Below are 17,681 nucleotides of genomic sequence, written 5' to 3'. Positions count from 1 at the left end.
TCACCGAGAAGATGACTGACCTTTTCTTATTGGTGGGGATTGAGGATCAGCATCTGTTCCTCGGTGAAGTAATGCTCATCGCAGTTGTTGCCAGAACCACTGCGATCAACCACCAGGAAATCATCCCGCTTTTCGATCGTCAGCACCGGGTGGTGCCAGACGCCGCGATGGTAATTAACGCCCTGCCTGCCATTACTGCGGAAGGCTCGGACCAAGCCTGATACAGGTGCATCGCCAACGGGCGCGACCACGATCAGAAAGGGGTTGCCGAGCAGCGGGATAAAAGCCTGGCTGCCCAGCGGATGGCGTTCCAGCATGCGCACGGTCAGCGGCATGTCCTGCGCGTCGGCGCGGAAGATGCTGATGATCGCCTTGTCTTCAGGCTCGGCGGTTTCGACCGTGGCGAGCTTGTGAAAGCGCATGGTCGAGCCGTTGTTGATCATGAAGTGGTCGCTGCCGTCGGTTTCGATCACGTCTCCGAACTGGGCGAAGGCTTCTTTGGTCAAGGGCTCGATCATCAGGGTGCGCATGCGGTTATCTCTTCTATTGTTCGTTTTCTGAATAAGGTTCGGCTGTTGCTTACAGCTGCAGCAGGCGGAACAGGGCGATCAGGTTGATCTGCGCCAGGGCTTCCTTGAATTCGGCATCGGCATCGTTGTGGATGCGCTTTTCAAAGGCGGCGAGAATCTGGTGCCGGTTGCTGCCCTTCACCGCCATGATGAACGGGAACTGAAACTTGGCTTTATAGGCATCGTTCAGCTCGGTGAAACGGGCGAACTCCTCGGCGGTGCACTGGTGAATGCCGGCGCCGGCCTGTTCGTTGGTGCTCGATTCGGTCAGCTCGCCCTGGATGGCGGCCTTGCCGGCCAGGTCCGGGTGAGCGTTGATCAGCGCCAGCTGGTCGGCGTGGTTGGCGCTGAGCAGGATGTCGCTCATGCGCTGGTGCAGCGCCTCGATCTCGTCCAGCTCGCCCAGTTGGCCCAGGTCGTAGGCTTTTTCGGCAACCCACGGCGAGTGCTCGTAGATGTCGGCGAAGGCCTTGACGAAGGCGTCACGGTCCAGGGTGGATGGTTTGAGGGTATTGAAGGCGGTCATCAGGCGTTCTCATTCTTGTACGGGTGGGTGGCGTGCCAGTGGCGGGCGATATCCACGCGACGGGCGAACCAGACCTGGTCATGACTTTTTGCGTAATCGACGAAGCGCTTCAGTGCAGCCAGGCGTGCCGGGCGGCCGACCAGGCGGCAGTGCAGGCCGATGGAAAGCATTTTCGGTGCTTCGGCGCCTTCGGCGTACAGCACATCAAAGGCGTCTTTCAGGTACTGGAAGAACTGCTCGCCGCAGTTGAAGCCCTGTACCTGGGTGAAGCGCATGTCGTTGGTGTCCAGGGTGTAGGGGATCACCAGGTGCGGTTTGCCGGTGGGGTTGTTCGGCTCCCAGTAGGGCAGGTCATCGTCGTAGGTGTCGCTGTCATAGAGGAAACCACCTTCCTCCATCACCAGGCGGCGGGTGTTCGGGCCGGTACGGCCGGTGTACCAGCCCAGCGGACGCTCGCCGGTGAGTTCGGTGAGGATACGGATGGCTTCGAGCATGTGCTCGCGCTCCTGGGCCTCGTCCATGTTCTGGTAGTCGATCCAGCGATAGCCATGGCTGCAGATCTCGTGGCCGGCTTCGACCATGGCGCGGATCACATCGGGGTGGCGCTGGGCGGCCATGGCCACGGCGAAGATGGTGAGTGGCACGCCGCTGTCCTTGAACAGCTTCAGCAGGCGCCATACACCGGCACGGCTGCCGTATTCATACAGCGACTCCATGCTCATGTTGCGCTGGCCCTGCAGGGGTTGGGCAGCGACCATCTCGGACAGGAAGGCTTCGGATTCCTTGTCACCGTGCAGGATGTTGCGTTCGCCACCTTCCTCGTAATTGAGGACGAAAGACAGCGCGATGCGGGCGTTGCCCGGCCATTGCGGGTGAGGAGGGTTGTTGCCGTAACCGATCAGGTCGCGAGGGTAATCAGCGCTCACTGCAGTCTTCCTTCTTGTGCGTTAGTGCGGGGGGTGGGCGGGCCGCGTCGGTATGTCGCACCACCGGATGGGCTGATTGTATACAACTTCTGAAATCTTTTGTAAGCCTGTTTTTCCGCATTTCTTCCCTTTTGTCGCCTCGCAGCGACCTGGAAATACAGTGCAAGAAACCTGCCTGTTTGGTCAGCTAATGAGGTTGGCATCGTTATGGTGCGTGTATTTGCGACCGATGGGTCGTTTATGGGCTGCAAATGGAGGGTGTGACAGAGGGGATCAAAAAATTGTGTACAATCCTTGGATGGAATGTCTTAATAACGTCATTACCGCCTGCCGCAGGCGCTAAGCTGGTGCGATGGCTGAGTATTTTTTGCCCACAGATTGAACAAGAGGCGACACGCAATGGGACGTTTGACCACACACGTACTGGATGCCGCGCATGGCTGCCCGGGTAGCTCGATCAAGGTCGAGCTGTACCGCGTCGAAGGCCAGCAACTGGAGCTGGTGAACACCGCCCTGACCAACAGCGATGGCCGCGTCGACGCGCCGCTGCTGCAGGGGGACGATTACCGCACTGGCGTTTACCAGTTGCAGTTCAGCGCTGGGGATTACTACCGCGCCCGTGGCGTGCAATTGCCGGCCCAGGCGTTTCTGGATGTTGTCGTGCTGCGCTTTGGCATCGACGAGTCACAGGAGCACTACCACGTGCCGCTGCTGATTTCGCCGTACAGCTATTCGACCTATCGTGGAAGCTAGTTGGTCGCTAGAAGAATCTTCGTAGGTCCTTTGGCCCGCTCTCACACTGGCGGGCTTTTTTTCGTCTGCTGTTTTTGTGTGGCCTGTGCCGGCCTCTTCGCGGGTGAACCCGCTCCTACGGCGGGCTGTGTCCAACTGTCCACCACCGTGGTAGGAGCGGGTTTACCCGCGAATACGGTGGCGGCAGCAACGGTGAACGGCGGGTGGGGATTGGCCAGCAGGGCCGGCCTCTTCGCGGGTGAACCCGCTCCTACGGCGGGCTGTATCCAACTGTTCACACCGTTGTAGGAGCGGGTTTACCCGCGAATACGGTGGCGGCAGCAACGGTGAACGGCGGGTGGGGATTGGCCAGCAGGGCCGGCCTCTTCGCGGGTGAACCCGCTCCTACAGCGGGCTGTATCCAACTGTCCACCACCGTTGTAGGAGCGGGTTTACCCGCGAATACGGTGGCGGCAGCAACGGTGAACGGCGGGTGGGGATTGGCCAGCAGGGCCGGCCTCTTCGCGGGTGAACCCGCTCCTACGGCGGGCTGTATCCAACTGTCCACCACCGTTGTAGGAGCGGGTTTACCCGCGAATACGGTGGCGGCAGCAACGGTGAACGGCGGGTGGAGATTGGCCAGCAGGGCCGGCCTCTTCGCGGGTAAACCCGCTCCTACGGCGGGCTGTATCCAACTGTCCACCACCGTTGTAGGAGCGGGTTTACCCGCGAATACGGTGGCGGCAGCAACGGTGAACGGCGGGTGGGGATTGGCCAGCAGGGCCGGCCTCTTCGCGGGTGAACCCGCTCCTACAGCGGGCTGTATCCAACTGTCCACCACCGTTGTAGGAGCGGGTTTACCCGCGAATACTGTAGCGGCAGAAACGGTAAACGGCGGATAGAGATTGGCCAGCAGGGCCGGCCTCTTCGCGGGTGAACCCGCTCCTACGGCGGGCTGTGTCCAACTGTCCACCACCGTTGTAGGAGCGGGTTTACCCGCGAATACGGTGGCGGCAGCAACGGTGAACGGCGGGTGGAGATTGGCCAGCAGGGCCGGCCTCTTCGCGGGTGAACCCGCTCCTACGACTGGCTGTATCCAACTGTCCACCCCCGGGGTAGAAGCGCCCTCGGTCAGAGGAACACGAACTTGGCAATGAAGATCGCGCACAGCACCCACAGGCTGGCCGAGATTTCCTTGTATTTGCCGGTACCCGCCTTCAATGCCACATAGCTGATGAAGCCCAGGGCAATACCATCGGCGACCGAGAACGTCAGCGGCATCATGATCACCGTGACGATCGCCGGAATGCTGTCGGTGGCCTCATCCCAATGGATATGCGCCATGCTGCCCATCATCAGCATTGCAACATAGATCAGTGCACCTGCTGTCGCATAGGCCGGAATCATCCCGGCCAGCGGCGCGAAGAACATCGCGGCGATGAACAGCAGGCCTACCACCACAGCCGTCAGGCCAGTTCGGCCACCTGCGGCAACCCCCGCAGCACTCTCCACATAGCTGGTCACCGGCGGTACACCGACCACCGCGCCGAACACACTCGAGGCACTGTCAGCCTTCAACGCCTTCGACAGGTTCTCGATCCGCCCGTCCGGCGCCACCAGGTTGGCCCGTTGCGCGACGCCCATCAGGGTGCCGGCAGTGTCGAACATGTGCACGAAGAGGAACGCCAGCACCACGCTGATCATGCTGACGTTGAACACGCCAGCCACGTCCATGGCCATCCAGGTGGGCGCCAGGCTCGGCGGCATCGACATCACCCCGCCAAATTTGACCAGGCCCAGGCCCCAGCCGGCCAGGGTGACGCCAATGATGCTGATCAGGATCGCGCCGAATACCCGCTTGTAGCTGAGGATGGCGATCAGCAGGAAGCACACGGCCGCCAGCAGCGGCCCCGGCTCATGCAGCGAGCCCAGCTTGATCAGGGTGGCGGGGCTGTCGACGATGATGCCTGCAGTCTTCAGGCCGATCAGCCCGAGAAACAATCCGACGCCGGCCCCCATGGCATGGCGCAGGCTGACCGGAATGCTGTTGAGCAGCCATTCGCGCACTTTCGACAAGGTCAGGAACATGAACAACACGCCCGAGACGAATACCGCCCCCAGCGCCGTTTCCCAGTTGTAGCCCATGGTGCCGACCACGGTGTAGGTAAAGAAGGCATTGAGCCCCATGCCTGGCGCCAGGCCCACCGGCCAGTTGGCGTACAGGCCCATCAGCAGGCAGCCCAGCGCGGCGGCGATGCAGGTGGCGACGAAAGCGGCACCATGGTCGATGCCGGCGTCGGCCATGATGTTGGGGTTGACGAAGATGATGTAGGCCATGGTGATGAAGGTGGTCACCCCAGCGATCATTTCGGTTCTGACGGTGCTGCCGTGTTGCTTGAGTTTGAAAATCCGCTCCAGCCAGCTCGTTTCGAGCGGTGGGGCAAGATCCAGCGTAGGGGCTTCGGATTTGCGGCTTTCCACAGCGAGTACTCCTCAAGTCGTTCTTGTTGTTATGGAGCCAGTTTCCTGAGCGATGCACTTGGCGGCTCCGCGGGAAGGCAGACGTCTGACCGTTTGTTGACTTATGGGTCAAGAAGTTGCTCGGTGGATTATGCTTTTGTGTACAAATAAAGCAAATAATGTTTTATGTTTTGTATGCGCAATGTGTCGTACAACGGCTATATAGGTAAAACGCCCCCTGCGGAATCGCCTCAGCCTGTGTACAATGGCGCCATACTTTCTCTTCGTGCCTCGAGAGCCCATGAACGAACAGCTGCAACCTCTGAAGAAACCTGCACGAGTCGGCAAGGCCGGCCGCAGCGGTACCCAGGACGACATCGTCTACGCGCATATTTTCGAGGCGATCCTCGAGCAGCGTCTGGCTCCGGGCACCAAGTTGAGCGAGGAAGCGCTGGGCGAGATCTTTGGCGTCAGCCGCACCATCATCCGCCGCGCCTTGTCGCGCCTGGCCCACGAAAGCGTGGTGCTGCTGCGGCCGAACCGCGGCGCGGTGGTGGCCAGCCCGACCGTCGAAGAGGCGCGCCAGGTGTTCTTCTCGCGGCGCATGGTCGAACGCGCCATCACCGAGCTGGCGGTGCAGCATGCCACCCCCGAGCAGCTCAACGAGCTGCGGCAGATGGTGCGCGAAGAGCGCGACAGCTTCTCGCGCGGTGACCGGGGTGCCGGTATCCGCCTTTCCGGTGAGTTCCACCTCAAGCTGGCCGAAGCGGCGGGCAATGCACCGCTGGTGAGTTTCCAGCGCAGCCTGGTCTCGCAGACTTCGCTGATCATTGCCCAGTACGAAAGCGGCAACCGCTCCCACTGCTCTTACGATGAACACATGCAGCTCATCGATGCCATCGAGGCACGCGATGCCGAGCAGGCGGTGAGCCTGATGATGCATCACATGGACCACATCGACAGCAAGCTGAACCTGGACGAGGAGAGCGCCTCGGACGATTTGCATGCCGTGTTCTCGCATCTGTTGAAAAAACCCAAGGTTTCCGTCAAGGGTTGATCGTTTGCCTGCGTGATCGAGGGGCTGCAAGGCAGCCCTTCCAGCCACTACTGGCCATAACCCAAAGGTCTGCTAAATTCTTGTGAGCAAACCTTCATCAAGCAGTTGGGCTTGCGCATTCGTTGCGTTCAACTTCTTGAGGAATGGATTCATGAGCATGTCCCTGGGTAAACGCATGGGGGCCGAACTGATCGGCACCTTCTGGCTGGTCCTTGGTGGCTGTGGCAGTGCGGTACTCGCAGCCAGTTCCCCTCTCGGCATCGGTGTGCTCGGTGTCGCCTTCGCCTTCGGCCTCACCGTACTGACCATGGCCTTCGCCATCGGCCATATTTCTGGTTGCCATCTAAACCCTGCCGTGTCGTTCGGGCTGGTGGTGGGCGGGCGCTTCCCGGCAAAAGAGCTGCTGCCTTATGTGATCGCCCAGGTGATCGGTGCCATCCTGGCGGCCGGGGTGATCTACCTCATCGCCAGCGGCAAGGCCGGGTTCGAGCTTTCTTCGGGGTTGGCTTCAAACGGCTACGCCGACCATTCGCCCGGTGGCTATACGCTGGGTGCAGGCTTTGTCAGTGAAGTGGTGATGACGGCGATGTTCCTGGTGGTCATCATGGGGGCGACCGACGCCCGCGCACCGGCAGGTTTTGCACCCATCGCCATCGGCCTGGCCCTGACCCTGATCCACCTGATCTCGATCCCAGTGACCAATACCTCGGTCAACCCCGCGCGAAGCACGGGGCCGGCCTTGTTCGTCGGTGGCTGGGCCCTGCAGCAGCTGTGGCTGTTCTGGGTGGCGCCGCTGATCGGTGCTGCTATCGGCGGCGCGCTGTATCGGGGCCTGGCGAAAGAACCTTAACGCTGGTGCACGCAGCGCCCGGCGGCGTAGGTTTCACGTACGGTACGGTCATCGCCCAGGGTGGTGAGCACGAACAAGGTTTCTTCGATGCTGTTGGACTGCTGGATGCGGTAGTCCAGCAGTGGCGTGGCCTTGTAGTCCAGCACCACGAAGTCGGCATCGTTGCCCGGGCGCAGGCTACCGATACGGTCGTCCAGGCGTAGCGCGCGGGCGCCGCCGAGGGTGGCCAGGTACAGCGATTTGTACGGATGCAGGCGCGCGCCTTGCAGCTGCATCACCTTGTATGCCTCGTTCAGGGTGTTCAGCAGAGAGAAGCTGGTGCCGGCGCCAACGTCGGTACCCAGGCCCACGTTGACCCCAAACCGCTCGGCCTGGGGCAGGTTGAACAGGCCGCTGCCGAGGAACAGGTTGGAGGTGGGGCAGAAGGCCACGGCCGAGCCGGTTTCGGCCAGGCGCTGGCACTCTTCGTCGCACAGGTGCACGCCGTGGGCAAACACCGAGCGCTCGCCCAGTAGCTCGAAGTGATCGTAGACGTCCAGATAACCCTTCTGCTCGGGGAACAGCGACTTGACCCAGTCGATTTCCTTAAGGTTTTCCGACAGGTGCGTGTGCATGTACACGCCCGGGTGCTCCTTGAGCAATTGGCCGGCCAGGGTCAATTGTTCCGGCGTGCTGGTTGGGGCGAACCGCGGGGTAACGGCATAATGCAGGCGGCCCTTGCCATGCCAGCGCTCGATCAGTGCCTTGCTTTCGGCATAGCCCGATTCGGCGGTGTCGGTCAGGTAGTCCGGCGCGTTGCGGTCCATCATCACCTTGCCGGCGATCAGGCGCAGGTCCAGGCGTTCAGCCTCTTCGAACAGGGCATTCACCGACTCCGGGTGCACGCTGCCGAATACCAGCGCAGTGGTGGTGCCGTTGCGCAGCAGTTCCTTGAGGAAGATCTTCGCCACCTGGTCGGCGTGGCCTTTGTCGGCGAACTGTTTTTCGCAGGGGAAGGTGTAGGTATTGAGCCAATCCAGCAGCTGCTCGCCGTAGGAACCGATCATGCCGGTCTGCGGGAAGTGGATGTGGGTATCGATGAAGCCCGGGGTGATCAGCGCGTCCTGGTAGTGCTCGACCGGGATGCCGGCATCCAGCGTCGGCAGCAGTTCACTGGCGTGCCCCACGGCGCTGATGCGGCCATCGTCGACCACCAGCAGGCCGTCTTCGTAGTATTCATGGGAAGCCTCCAGGCCCACCTCGGCCGGGTCGGCAATGCTGTGCAGGATGGCGGCACGGTAGGCTTTGCGGGTAACGGTCATAACACACTCGTCAAATGGCTTGGCTGCGCCGGGAGGGCGGCAGCAACTGGGCGATGGGGCCGGCATTGGCGGCAGCGTCGTGCTGGCCGAAGCAGGCGTTGTAAGTGGCAATGATTTCACCGGCGATGGACACGGCGATCTCGATGGGCAGCTTGCCTTTGACCTCGGCCAGGCCCATCGGGCAGCGCATGCGTGCCATCACGGCCTCGTCGAAGCCTCGTTCGCGCAGGCGGTGCTCGAACTTGACCCGTTTGGTCTTCGAGCCGATCAGGCCGAACCAGGTGAAATCGTTGCGCTTGAGAATGGCGGCGGTCAGTTCCAGGTCGAGCTGGTGGTTGTGGGTCATGACGATGCAGTAGCTGCCGGGCGGCAGGTCTGCGATTTCGTCGACCGGTTCCTCACTGACGACCTTGGTCACCCCATTGGGGATGAGTTCGGGGAATTCCTGTTCACGCGAGTCGATCCAGCGCACCCGGCAGGGGAGCGCGGCGAGCAAGGGTACCAGAGCCCTGCCGACATGGCCCGCGCCGAACACGGCGATCTGCGCCTGTACCGCTGCCATCGGCTCGAACAGCAGCACGGTGGCGCCGCCGCAACACTGGCCCAGGCTGGCACCGAGGCTGAAGCGCTCCAGGTGCGGGGTGGTGCGCTGCTCTTCGAGCATTTGCCGGGCGATGTGCAGCGCCTTGTATTCCAGGTGGCCGCCGCCGATGGTGTCGAACAGGCCGCTGGCGCTGACCACCATCTTCGAGCCTGCGTTGCGCGGGGTAGAGCCGCGCTCTTCGATGATGGTCACCAGCACGCAGGCTTCGCCACGGGACTGGTGGTCGGCGAGGGCGTTGATCCATTGGTGCATGATGCAACCTCTCTAAGCCATGCTGCCGACCCTTGTAGGAGCGGGTTTACCCGCGAATGCGGCGGTCAAGCCACTATCGCATTCGCGGGTAAACCCGCTCCTACAAGGGCCTTGCGTTGTCAGGGGGTGATGGTTTCCAGTTCCCGTTCGCGCGACTGTGTTTCAGCCACTGCCTTGCGCATCTGCTCGCAGCCCCACAGCACCCGCTCTGGCGTTGCCGGCGCATCCACCTGCGGCTGCACGCGGTAATCAGCCAGGCTGGCCACGGCATCCTTGATTGCACACCAGGCAGCAATGCCGAGCATGAACGGGGGCTCGCCCACGGCCTTGGAGTGGAACACGGTGTCTTCCGGGTTCTTGCGGTTCTCCACCAGCTTCACTCGCAGGTCCAGTGGCATGTCGGCCACGGCCGGGATCTTGTAGCTGGCCGGGCCATTGGTCATCAGCTTGCCTTTGGCGTTCCACACCAGCTCTTCGGTGGTCAGCCAGCCCATGCCCTGGATGAAACCGCCCTCCACCTGGCCGATGTCGATCGCAGGGTTCAGCGAATCGCCCACGTCATGCAGGATGTCGGCGCGCAACATCTTGTATTCGCCGGTCAGCGTATCGACGATCACTTCCACGCAGGCAGCGCCAAAGGCGAAGTAGTAGAACGGCCGGCCGCGGGCCTGGCTGCGGTCGTAGAAGATCTTCGGCGTGCGGTAGAACCCGGTGCTGGACAGCGACACCTGGGCGAAGTAGGCCTGCTGCACCAGTTGCTCGAAGCTGACGATCTGGTCGCGCACCCGCACATGGCCGTTGCGGAACTCGACGTCTTCCTCGGTCACTTGATAGTGCCGTGCGGCAAACTCGGTCAGGCGTTTCTTGAGGATTTCGGCGGCGTTCTGCGCCGCCTTGCCGTTCAGGTCGGCGCCGCTGGAAGCAGCCGTAGGCGAGGTGTTAGGCACCTTGTCGGTGTTGGTAGCGGTGATCTGGATGCGGCTGAAATCCACCTGGAAGATCTGCGCCACCACCTGGGCCACCTTGGTGTTCAGGCCCTGGCCCATTTCGGTGCCGCCGTGGTTCAGGTGAATGCTGCCGTCGGTGTAGATATGGATCAGTGCACCAGCCTGGTTGAGGAAGGTGGCGGTGAACGAAATGCCGAACTTGACCGGTGTCAGTGCCAGGCCTTTCTTCAGGATCGGGCTGTTGGCGTTGAAGCGGCGGATCGACTCGCGTCGCTCGGCGTAGTCGCTGCTGGCCTCCAGCTCGGCGGTCATCTCTTCGAGCATGTTGTGCTCGACGGTCTGGTAGTAGTGGGTGACGTTGCGTTCGGTCTTGCCGTAATAGTTGGCCTTGCGCACGGCCAGCGGGTCGCGGCCCAGATGACGGGCGATATGGTCCATCACCTGCTCGATGGCGACCATGCCCTGTGGGCCGCCAAAGCCGCGGTAGGCGGTGTTGGAGGCGGTGTTGGTCTTGCAGCGGTGGCCGTGGACGGTGGCATCGCCCAGGTAGTAAGCGTTGTCGGAGTGGAACATGGCACGGTCGACGATCGAACCGGACAGGTCGGGCGAATAGCCACAGTTGCCAGCCAGGTCGAAATTGATACCGTGCAGCCGGCCGTTGTCGTCGAAGCCCACGTCATACTCGACGTAGAACGGGTGGCGCTTGCCGGTCATGGTCATGTCTTCGACCCGCGGCAGGCGCATCTTGGTTGGCTGGCCGGTCAGGCGCGCGATTACCGCGCACAAGCATGCCGGACTGGCGGCCTGGGTTTCCTTGCCGCCAAAACCGCCGCCCATGCGGCGCATGTCCAGCACCACCTTGTTCATCGGCACGTCGAGTACTTCGGCGACCAGTTTCTGCACTTCGGTGGGGTTCTGGGTGGAGCAGTAGACGATCATGCCGCCGTCTTCGGTAGGCATGACCGAGGAAATCTGCGTTTCCAGGTAGAAGTGCTCCTGGCCGCCGATGTGCAGGGTGCCCTGAATGCGATGCGGGGCGCTGGCCAGGGCGGCAGCCGAATCGCCGCGCTGATGGGTGTGGCTATCGAGCACGAAGTGCTTCTTGCGCAGCGCCTCGACCACATCCAGCACCGGTTCCAGGTCTTCGTACTCGACGATGGCGGCCATGGCCGCTTTGCGTGCGGTTTCAAGATCGCGGGCAGCGACAGCGAGCACCGGCTGGCCGAAGAACTCGACCTTGTCGATGGCCAGCAGCGGGTCGCCGGCCACCACCGGGCCGATGTCCTTCAGGCCGGGGATGTCTTCGTGGGTGATGGCGATACGCACACCCTCGAAGGCATAGCACGGCGTGGTGTCGATGCGCAGGATGCGCGCATGGGCGCGGTCGGCGGTACGCGCATATACATGCAACTGGTTAGGGAATTCCAGGCGATCGTCAATGTACAGCGCCTCCCCCGATACATGCTTGTCGGCGCTGTCGTGCTTGACGCTGCGGCCGACCCCGGTGGTCAGGTCCTGGCTGAACAGTTCGGCCATCTCGGCCTGGCTCTTGGCTACGTGATGGTTAGACATAAGCGGTCACCCGGGTTTCGATGTACGGTGTTTGCTGTTCGATGAAATACTTGCGCAGCAGGTTCTGCGCGGTCAGCAGGCGGTATTCCTTGCTGGCGCGGAAGTCGCTGAGCGGGGTGAAGTCCTCGGCCAGGGCCTGGCAGGCGCGCTCGATGGCAGCCTGGTCCCACGGCTTGCCGCGCAGCGCCGCCTCACAGGCGCGGGCGCGCTTGGGAATCGCCGCCATGCCGCCGAAGGCGATACGCACACCGCTGACCACACCATCTTCGATGCTCAGGTTGAAGGCTACGCACACGGCGGAGATGTCGTCGTCCAGGCGCTTGGACACTTTATAGGCGCGGAACGCCCAGTCACTGGAGGCGCGCGGTACGATGATCTTCTCGATGAACTCGCTGTCCTGGCGAGCCGTGATGCGGTAGTCGATGAAGTAGTCTTCCAGCGGCATCACCCGTTGGCGTTCACCCTGGCGCAGCACCACCTGCGCGTCCAGGGCGATCAGCAGGGGTGGCGAGTCGCCGATTGGCGAGGCGTTGCCGATGTTGCCGCCGAGGGTGCCCTGGTTGCGGATCTGCAGCGAGGCGAAGCGGTGCAGCAGGGCGCCGAAGTCGGGATACTCCTCGTTAAGCGCGCCATAGCAGTCGGTGAGCGGGGTGGCGGCGCCGATTTCCAGGTGGCTGGCGGTTTTCTCGATGCGCTTGAGTTCTGCCACATGGCCGACGTAGATCATCACCGGCAAGGTCTTGTGGAACTGGGTGACTTCCAGCGCCAGGTCTGTACCACCGGCCAGCAATCGCGCTTCGGGGTGCGAGCTGTACAGGTCGGCCAGATCCGCCACGGTCAGCGGCACCAGGCAGCGCTTGTCGCCGCTGTTCAGCTCGCCGGTCTGGGTCGGGGCAATGGCCTTGAGGCGGCTGATGGTTTGCGCCTGCTGGGTATCGAACTGGTCGCGGCAGGGCTGGCGGCAGCTCTGCTCGGCGGCGTCGAGGATCGGCCGGTAACCGGTGCAGCGGCACAGGTTGCCAGCCAGGGCTTCCTGGGCCTGATGCAGGTCGGGGCCGCTGCTGTTCTTTTGCAGGGCAAACAGTGACATGACGAAGCCGGGCGTGCAGAAGCCGCATTGCGATCCGTGGCAGTCTGCCATCGCTTGTTGAACGCTGTGCAGTTGGCCCTGTTGTTTGAGCCCCTCGACGCTGATCAGTTGCTTGCCGTGCAGCGACGACACAAAGGTCAGGCACGAATTGAGGCTGCGGTAGCGCAGGCTGTCGTTACCCAGGTCGTCCTGGATCAGTTCGCCGACCACCACGGTGCAAGCGCCGCAGTCTCCACTGGCGCAGCCCTCCTTGGTGCCGGTTTTGCCCAGGTGCTCGCGCAGGTACTGCAGCACCGTCATGTTAGGGTCCAGGGCGTGCTCACTACGCAGCTCCTGGTTGACGAGAAACTGGATCACGGGGAAGGCCTCGCAATGGTTTTATTGTTGTTGGGCGGACTCTAAGCAAGACCTGTCTAGCAGGTCAATATTTTTCTGACTCAAGGGTCAAGAAAATGCACATGTCCATGCCCAGCCGCACACACTGCCTCTATTACAAGCATAGATCGCGCCGAGCGCGTGGCTGTCTGACAGGTCAAATAAACCACCTGGCCCCTCTGCGCGATTACCGCCCAAGTACGCTACAATTCGCCCCTTGTGCCCAGTTCAATGATTTTGAAGGAAAACCATGACGTTCAAGGCCCCGGACAGCCTCTCCGAGCAGATTGCCGATTACCTGGCCGAACGCATCATCCGCGGCGAGCTGGCGCCAGGCGAACGTATCCAGGAGCAGAAAGTTACCCAGGCGCTCAACGTCAGCCGCGGCTCGGTGCGCGAAGCACTGCTGATCCTCGAGCGCCGCCATCTGGTGGCGATCCTGCCGCGCCGGGGCGCCCATGTGACCGTGCTGGACGAGCGCAGCGTTCGCAGCCTGTGCTCGCTGATGGGCGAGTTCTACATCCTGCTGGGCAATGCGGTTGCGCAAAAATGGCGCACCGAAGCCGACCTGCGCCCGTTTCTGGAAATCCAGCAGCGGCTGCAGCGTGCCCATGACCAGCTCGACATCAAGACCTTCGTCGCCGACAGTTTTGCGGTCATGCGTGCGGCCTATCCGTTCGCCGACAACCCGTTCCTGCAGGAAACCGTGGAAAACCTGCAGCCGGCCATGAGCCGTGCCTATTACCTGTCGCTGGACCAGCGCCAGGCCAACATGATCGACTATCTCGACCTGTTCGCCCGCTTGCTCGAAGCCGTGGTCTCGCGTGACCTGCCGCGCATTCGCGAGGTGCTCACCGCCTATGGCCAGCGCAGCTGCGAACTGGTGCTGGCGGCACTGGCCAGAGGCTGACCGATGCGCCTGAAGTGCATTCGCCTGGCCGGGTTCAAGTCGTTCGTCGACCCGACCACGGTCAACTTCCCCAGCAACATGGCGGCGGTGGTCGGGCCAAACGGCTGCGGCAAGTCCAATATCATCGACGCGGTGCGTTGGGTGATGGGCGAAAGTTCGGCGAAAAACCTGCGCGGCGAGTCGATGACCGACGTCATCTTCAACGGCTCCAGTGGCCGCAAGCCGGTCAGCCAGGCCAGTATCGAGCTGGTGTTCGACAACAGCGAAACCACCCTGGTCGGCGAGTATGCCGCCTACGCCGAGATTTCGATCCGCCGCAAGGTTACCCGCGACGGGCAGAACAGCTATTACCTCAACGGCACCAAGTGCCGCCGGCGTGACATCACGGATATTTTCCTTGGGACGGGTCTGGGGCCGCGCAGCTACTCGATCATCGAGCAGGGCATGATCTCCAAGCTGATCGAGGCCAAGCCCGAGGAGCTGCGCAATTTCATCGAGGAAGCGGCTGGCATTTCCAAATACAAGGAGCGCCGCCGCGAAACCGAGAACCGCATCCGCCGCACCCAGGAAAACCTGGCGCGCCTGACCGACCTGCGCGAAGAGCTCGAGCGCCAGCTGGAGCGTCTGCATCGCCAGGCCCAGGCAGCCGAGAAGTACCGTGAGTACAAGGCTCAGGAGCGGCAGATGAAAGCGCGCCTGTCTGCCTTGCGCTGGCGAGACCTGGACGAACAAGTACGCCAGCGCGAATCGGTGATCGGCGATCAGGGCGTTTCTCACGAGGCACTGGTGGCCGAGCAGCGCAATGCCGATGCCAGTATCGAACGCCTGCGCGACGGTCATCACGAACTGTCCGAACGCTTCAACCAGGTGCAGGGTCGTTTCTACTCGGTTGCCGGTGACATCGCCCGGGTCGAGCAGAGCATTCAGCACGGCCAGCAGCGCCTGCGGCAGTTGCAGGACGACTTCAAGGAAGCCGAGCGCACACGCCTGGAAACCGAATCGCACCTGGGGCACGACCGTACCCTGCTGGCGACTTTGGGCGAAGAGCTGGCCATGCTCGAACCCGAGCAGGAAATGACCCTGGCTGCTGCCGAGGAAGCCGCTGCCGCGCTTGAAGAGGCCGAGCTGGGCATGCACGGCTGGCAGGAACAGTGGGACAGCTTCAACAGCCGCTCCGCCGAACCGCGCCGCCAGGCCGAAGTGCAGCAGGCGCGCCTGCAGCAGCTGGAAACCAGCCTTGAGCGCCAGGCCGAGCGCCAGCGTAAGTTGGTCGAGGAGCGCGAGCAACTGGGCAGCGACCCGCAGGATGCCGCCATGCTCGAACTGGCCGAGCAACTGGCCAGCAGCGAAATGCTGCTGGAAGAACTGCAGCTCTCCGAAGAGCAGGTGATCGAGCGCCTGGAAAGCGCGCGCGAGCAACTGCAGCAGGCCACCCAGGCGCAACAGCAGGCACAGGGCGACCTGCAGCGCCTGGGTGGGCGCCTGGCCTCGCTTGAAGCCTTGCAGCAGGCCGCCCTGGAGCCGGGCGCAGGTGCTGCGCAATGGCTGCACGGCCAAGGGCTGGAGCAACAGCCGCGGCTGGCCGAAGGCTTGCGGGTGGAGCCGGGTTGGGAGCTGGCGGTAGAGACGGTGCTTGGCGCCGATCTGCAGGCTGTGCTGGTGGACGATTTCAACGACCTCGATTTTGCCGGCCTGGAACAGGGTGAGCTGCGCTTGCTGCTGGCCCTCGGCGCGGGGGCGACCTTGCCCGGCAGCTTGCTGGAGAAGGTCGAGGGCCGTATCGACCTGACGCCCTGGCTGGGCCAGGTCAGGCCTGTGGAAGACCTGGCTCAGGCACTGGAGCAGCGCGGGGCGCTCGGCGAAGGGCAGAGCCTGGTCAGTCGCGATGGCTACTGGGTCGGCCGGCACTTCCTGCGGGTACGCCGGGGTGGCGAGGCCGAAGGCGGCGTGCTGGCGCGCGGCCAGGAAATCGAACGCCTGGGCCAGGAACAACTGGAACAGGAAGCGGCGCTGGAGCAACTCGATCAACAGTTGCAGGCCCTGCGCGAGCAGCAACTGGACCTGGAGGAGCAGCGCGAACAGTTGCGCCGCCGCACCCAGGATGAAAACCGCCTGCACGGCGAGCTGAAGGCCAGTCTTTCGGCCAGCCGCGCGCGCGCCGAGCAGGTCGAGCTGCGACGCCGCCGCTTGCACGAAGAGCTGAGCGAGCTGGAAGAACAGCGCGCCCTGGAACACGAGCAACTGGGCGAAGCACGCCTGCTGCTGCAAGAGGCTTTGGAGCTCATGGCCCAGGACACCGAGCAGCGCGAACAGTTGATGGCCCGCCGCGATACTCTGCGCGAAAGCCTTGACCGGGTGCGTCAGGAGGCCCGCCAGCACAAGGACCACGCTCACCAGCTGGCGGTGCGTCTGGGGTCGCTGCGTGCCCAGCACGACTCTACCCGCCAGGCGCTGGAGCGTCTGGAGCAGCAAGCTGCGCGCCTGACCGAACGCCAGGAACAACTGAGCCTGAACCTGGAGGAGGGTGAAGCCCCGCAGGAAGAACTGCGTCTGAAGCTGGAGGAGCTGCTGGAGCGGCGCATGAGCGTCGACGAGGAAATGCGCCTGGCTCGCCTGCACATGGACGAAGCTGACCGCGAACTGCGCGATGCCGAAAAACGCCGCACCCAGGCCGAGCAGCAGGCCCAGCTGCTGCGTGGTCAACTGGAGCAGCTGCGCCTGGAGTGCCAGGGCCTGGATGTGCGGCGCAAGACCTTGCAGGAACAGTTGCTGGCCGACGGCTATGACCTGCAAGGCGTGCTCGCCACCCTGGAAGCCGAGGCCAGCGAGCAGGGCACCGAGCAGGAGCTGGAACAGCTTGAAGCGCGCATCCAGCGCCTGGGGGCGATCAACCTGGCGGCCATCGAAGAATACGAGCAGCAGTCCGAGCGCAAACGTTACCTGGACGCCCAGGACGCCGACCTGGTCGAAGCGCTGGAGACCCTCGAAAACGTCATCCGCAAGATCGACAAGGAAACCCGCAACCGCTTCAAGGATACCTTTGATCAGATAAATGCCGGATTACAGGCACTTTTCCCAAAAGTTTTCGGTGGTGGCAGCGCTTATCTGGAACTGACGGGCGAAGATCTACTCGATACAGGGGTAACGATCATGGCGCGACCGCCGGGCAAGAAGAACAGCACCATCCATCTGCTGTCCGGCGGCGAGAAGGCACTGACCGCTTTGGCGCTGGTGTTTGCCATCTTCAAGTTGAACCCCGCACCGTTCTGCATGCTCGACGAGGTCGATGCACCGCTGGACGATGCCAACGTCGGGCGCTACGCGCGTCTGGTCAAGGAAATGAGTGAAAGCGTGCAGTTCATCTACATCACCCATAACAAGATTGCCATGGAGATGGCGGACCAATTGATGGGGGTGACCATGCATGAACCAGGTTGTTCACGCCTTGTTGCGGTTGATGTGGAGGCGGCCATGGCCATGGTCGACGCTTGATGCACGACGATAGGGGCA

The 17,681-nt window shown here is 62.6% G+C and carries 13 protein-coding genes; 5 read left to right on the top strand and 8 right to left on the bottom strand.

All coding sequences use genetic code 11. From position 1 onward, the window contains the following. Window positions 1–26: 26 nt before the first annotated feature. From C4Q27_RS02970 to puuE, 3 genes are read right to left on the bottom strand one after another with little or no spacing between them, the layout of a single operon-like run. Entirely contained in the window at window positions 27–530 is a 504-nt protein-coding gene (locus C4Q27_RS02970) for an ureidoglycolate lyase (RefSeq protein ID WP_003254333.1), read from the bottom strand. A gap of 49 nt (window positions 531–579) precedes the next feature. Then, entirely contained in the window at window positions 580–1,095 is a 516-nt protein-coding gene (uraD, locus tag C4Q27_RS02965) for a 2-oxo-4-hydroxy-4-carboxy-5-ureidoimidazoline decarboxylase (protein WP_010955031.1), read from the bottom strand. Further along, window positions 1,095–2,021, bottom strand: coding sequence for an allantoinase PuuE (gene puuE, locus C4Q27_RS02960; RefSeq protein WP_020193280.1), 927 nt, complete (start codon window positions 2,019–2,021; stop codon window positions 1,095–1,097). Before puuE ends, uraD begins: the two co-directional genes overlap by 1 nt. Before the next feature lie 399 nt (window positions 2,022–2,420). Between puuE and uraH the strand changes: the two genes are divergently transcribed. Continuing rightward, complete coding sequence (gene uraH, locus C4Q27_RS02955; protein WP_003254328.1) at window positions 2,421–2,774, top strand: hydroxyisourate hydrolase; 354 nt, start codon at window positions 2,421–2,423, stop codon at window positions 2,772–2,774. A 1,110-nt stretch (window positions 2,775–3,884) separates the two neighbouring features. Here uraH and C4Q27_RS02935 read toward each other — a convergent pair. Further along, the gene (locus C4Q27_RS02935; protein WP_013973528.1) at window positions 3,885–5,234 is read right to left on the bottom strand and encodes an NCS2 family permease; all 1,350 of its coding nucleotides are present in this window, start codon (window positions 5,232–5,234) and stop codon (window positions 3,885–3,887) included. A gap of 280 nt (window positions 5,235–5,514) precedes the next feature. Here C4Q27_RS02935 and C4Q27_RS02930 point away from each other — a divergent pair, with 280 nt between their 5' ends. Beyond that, on the top strand, window positions 5,515–6,270 hold the full coding sequence (locus tag C4Q27_RS02930) for a GntR family transcriptional regulator (protein WP_014590204.1): 756 nt from the start codon (window positions 5,515–5,517) through the stop codon (window positions 6,268–6,270). Window positions 6,271–6,421: 151 nt separating this feature from the next. Then, window positions 6,422–7,120: an aquaporin Z gene (gene aqpZ, locus C4Q27_RS02925; RefSeq protein ID WP_014860254.1), complete on the top strand. Its 699-nt coding sequence runs from the start codon at window positions 6,422–6,424 to the stop codon at window positions 7,118–7,120. Here the strand turns inward: aqpZ and guaD are convergent. The 4 genes from guaD to xdhA all read right to left on the bottom strand — a co-directional run bounded on the left by guaD (window position 7,117) and on the right by xdhA (window position 13,243). After that, the gene (guaD, locus tag C4Q27_RS02920) at window positions 7,117–8,421 is read right to left on the bottom strand and encodes a guanine deaminase (RefSeq protein ID WP_010955026.1); all 1,305 of its coding nucleotides are present in this window, start codon (window positions 8,419–8,421) and stop codon (window positions 7,117–7,119) included. The genes aqpZ and guaD overlap by 4 nt on opposite strands. A 10-nt stretch (window positions 8,422–8,431) precedes the next feature. After that, complete coding sequence (xdhC, locus tag C4Q27_RS02915; RefSeq protein ID WP_064493458.1) at window positions 8,432–9,277, bottom strand: xanthine dehydrogenase accessory protein XdhC; 846 nt, start codon at window positions 9,275–9,277, stop codon at window positions 8,432–8,434. 119 nt (window positions 9,278–9,396) lie between these two features. Then, window positions 9,397–11,796 (bottom strand): xanthine dehydrogenase molybdopterin binding subunit, encoded by a 2,400-nt coding sequence (gene xdhB, locus C4Q27_RS02910; protein WP_064493457.1) that lies wholly within the window; start codon window positions 11,794–11,796, stop codon window positions 9,397–9,399. Next, complete coding sequence (gene xdhA, locus C4Q27_RS02905; protein WP_104886429.1) at window positions 11,789–13,243, bottom strand: xanthine dehydrogenase small subunit; 1,455 nt, start codon at window positions 13,241–13,243, stop codon at window positions 11,789–11,791. The genes xdhB and xdhA overlap by 8 nt, the downstream gene beginning before the upstream one ends. 268 nt (window positions 13,244–13,511) lie before the next feature. Here xdhA and C4Q27_RS02900 point away from each other — a divergent pair, with 268 nt between their 5' ends. Then, the gene (locus C4Q27_RS02900) at window positions 13,512–14,171 is read left to right on the top strand and encodes a GntR family transcriptional regulator (protein ID WP_064493455.1); all 660 of its coding nucleotides are present in this window, start codon (window positions 13,512–13,514) and stop codon (window positions 14,169–14,171) included. 3 nt (window positions 14,172–14,174) lie between these two features. After that, complete coding sequence (smc, locus tag C4Q27_RS02895) at window positions 14,175–17,663, top strand: chromosome segregation protein SMC (RefSeq protein ID WP_104886428.1); 3,489 nt, start codon at window positions 14,175–14,177, stop codon at window positions 17,661–17,663. The last annotated feature ends 18 nt before the right edge of the window (window positions 17,664–17,681 follow it).

Source organism: Pseudomonas sp. SWI36 (genome assembly GCF_002948105.1).
In the GTDB taxonomy this organism is placed as follows: Bacteria; Pseudomonadota; Gammaproteobacteria; order Pseudomonadales; family Pseudomonadaceae; genus Aquipseudomonas; species Aquipseudomonas alloputida.
Note: the sequence above shows the minus strand (reverse complement) of the source record. Positions and strands in the feature narration are given on the sequence as shown.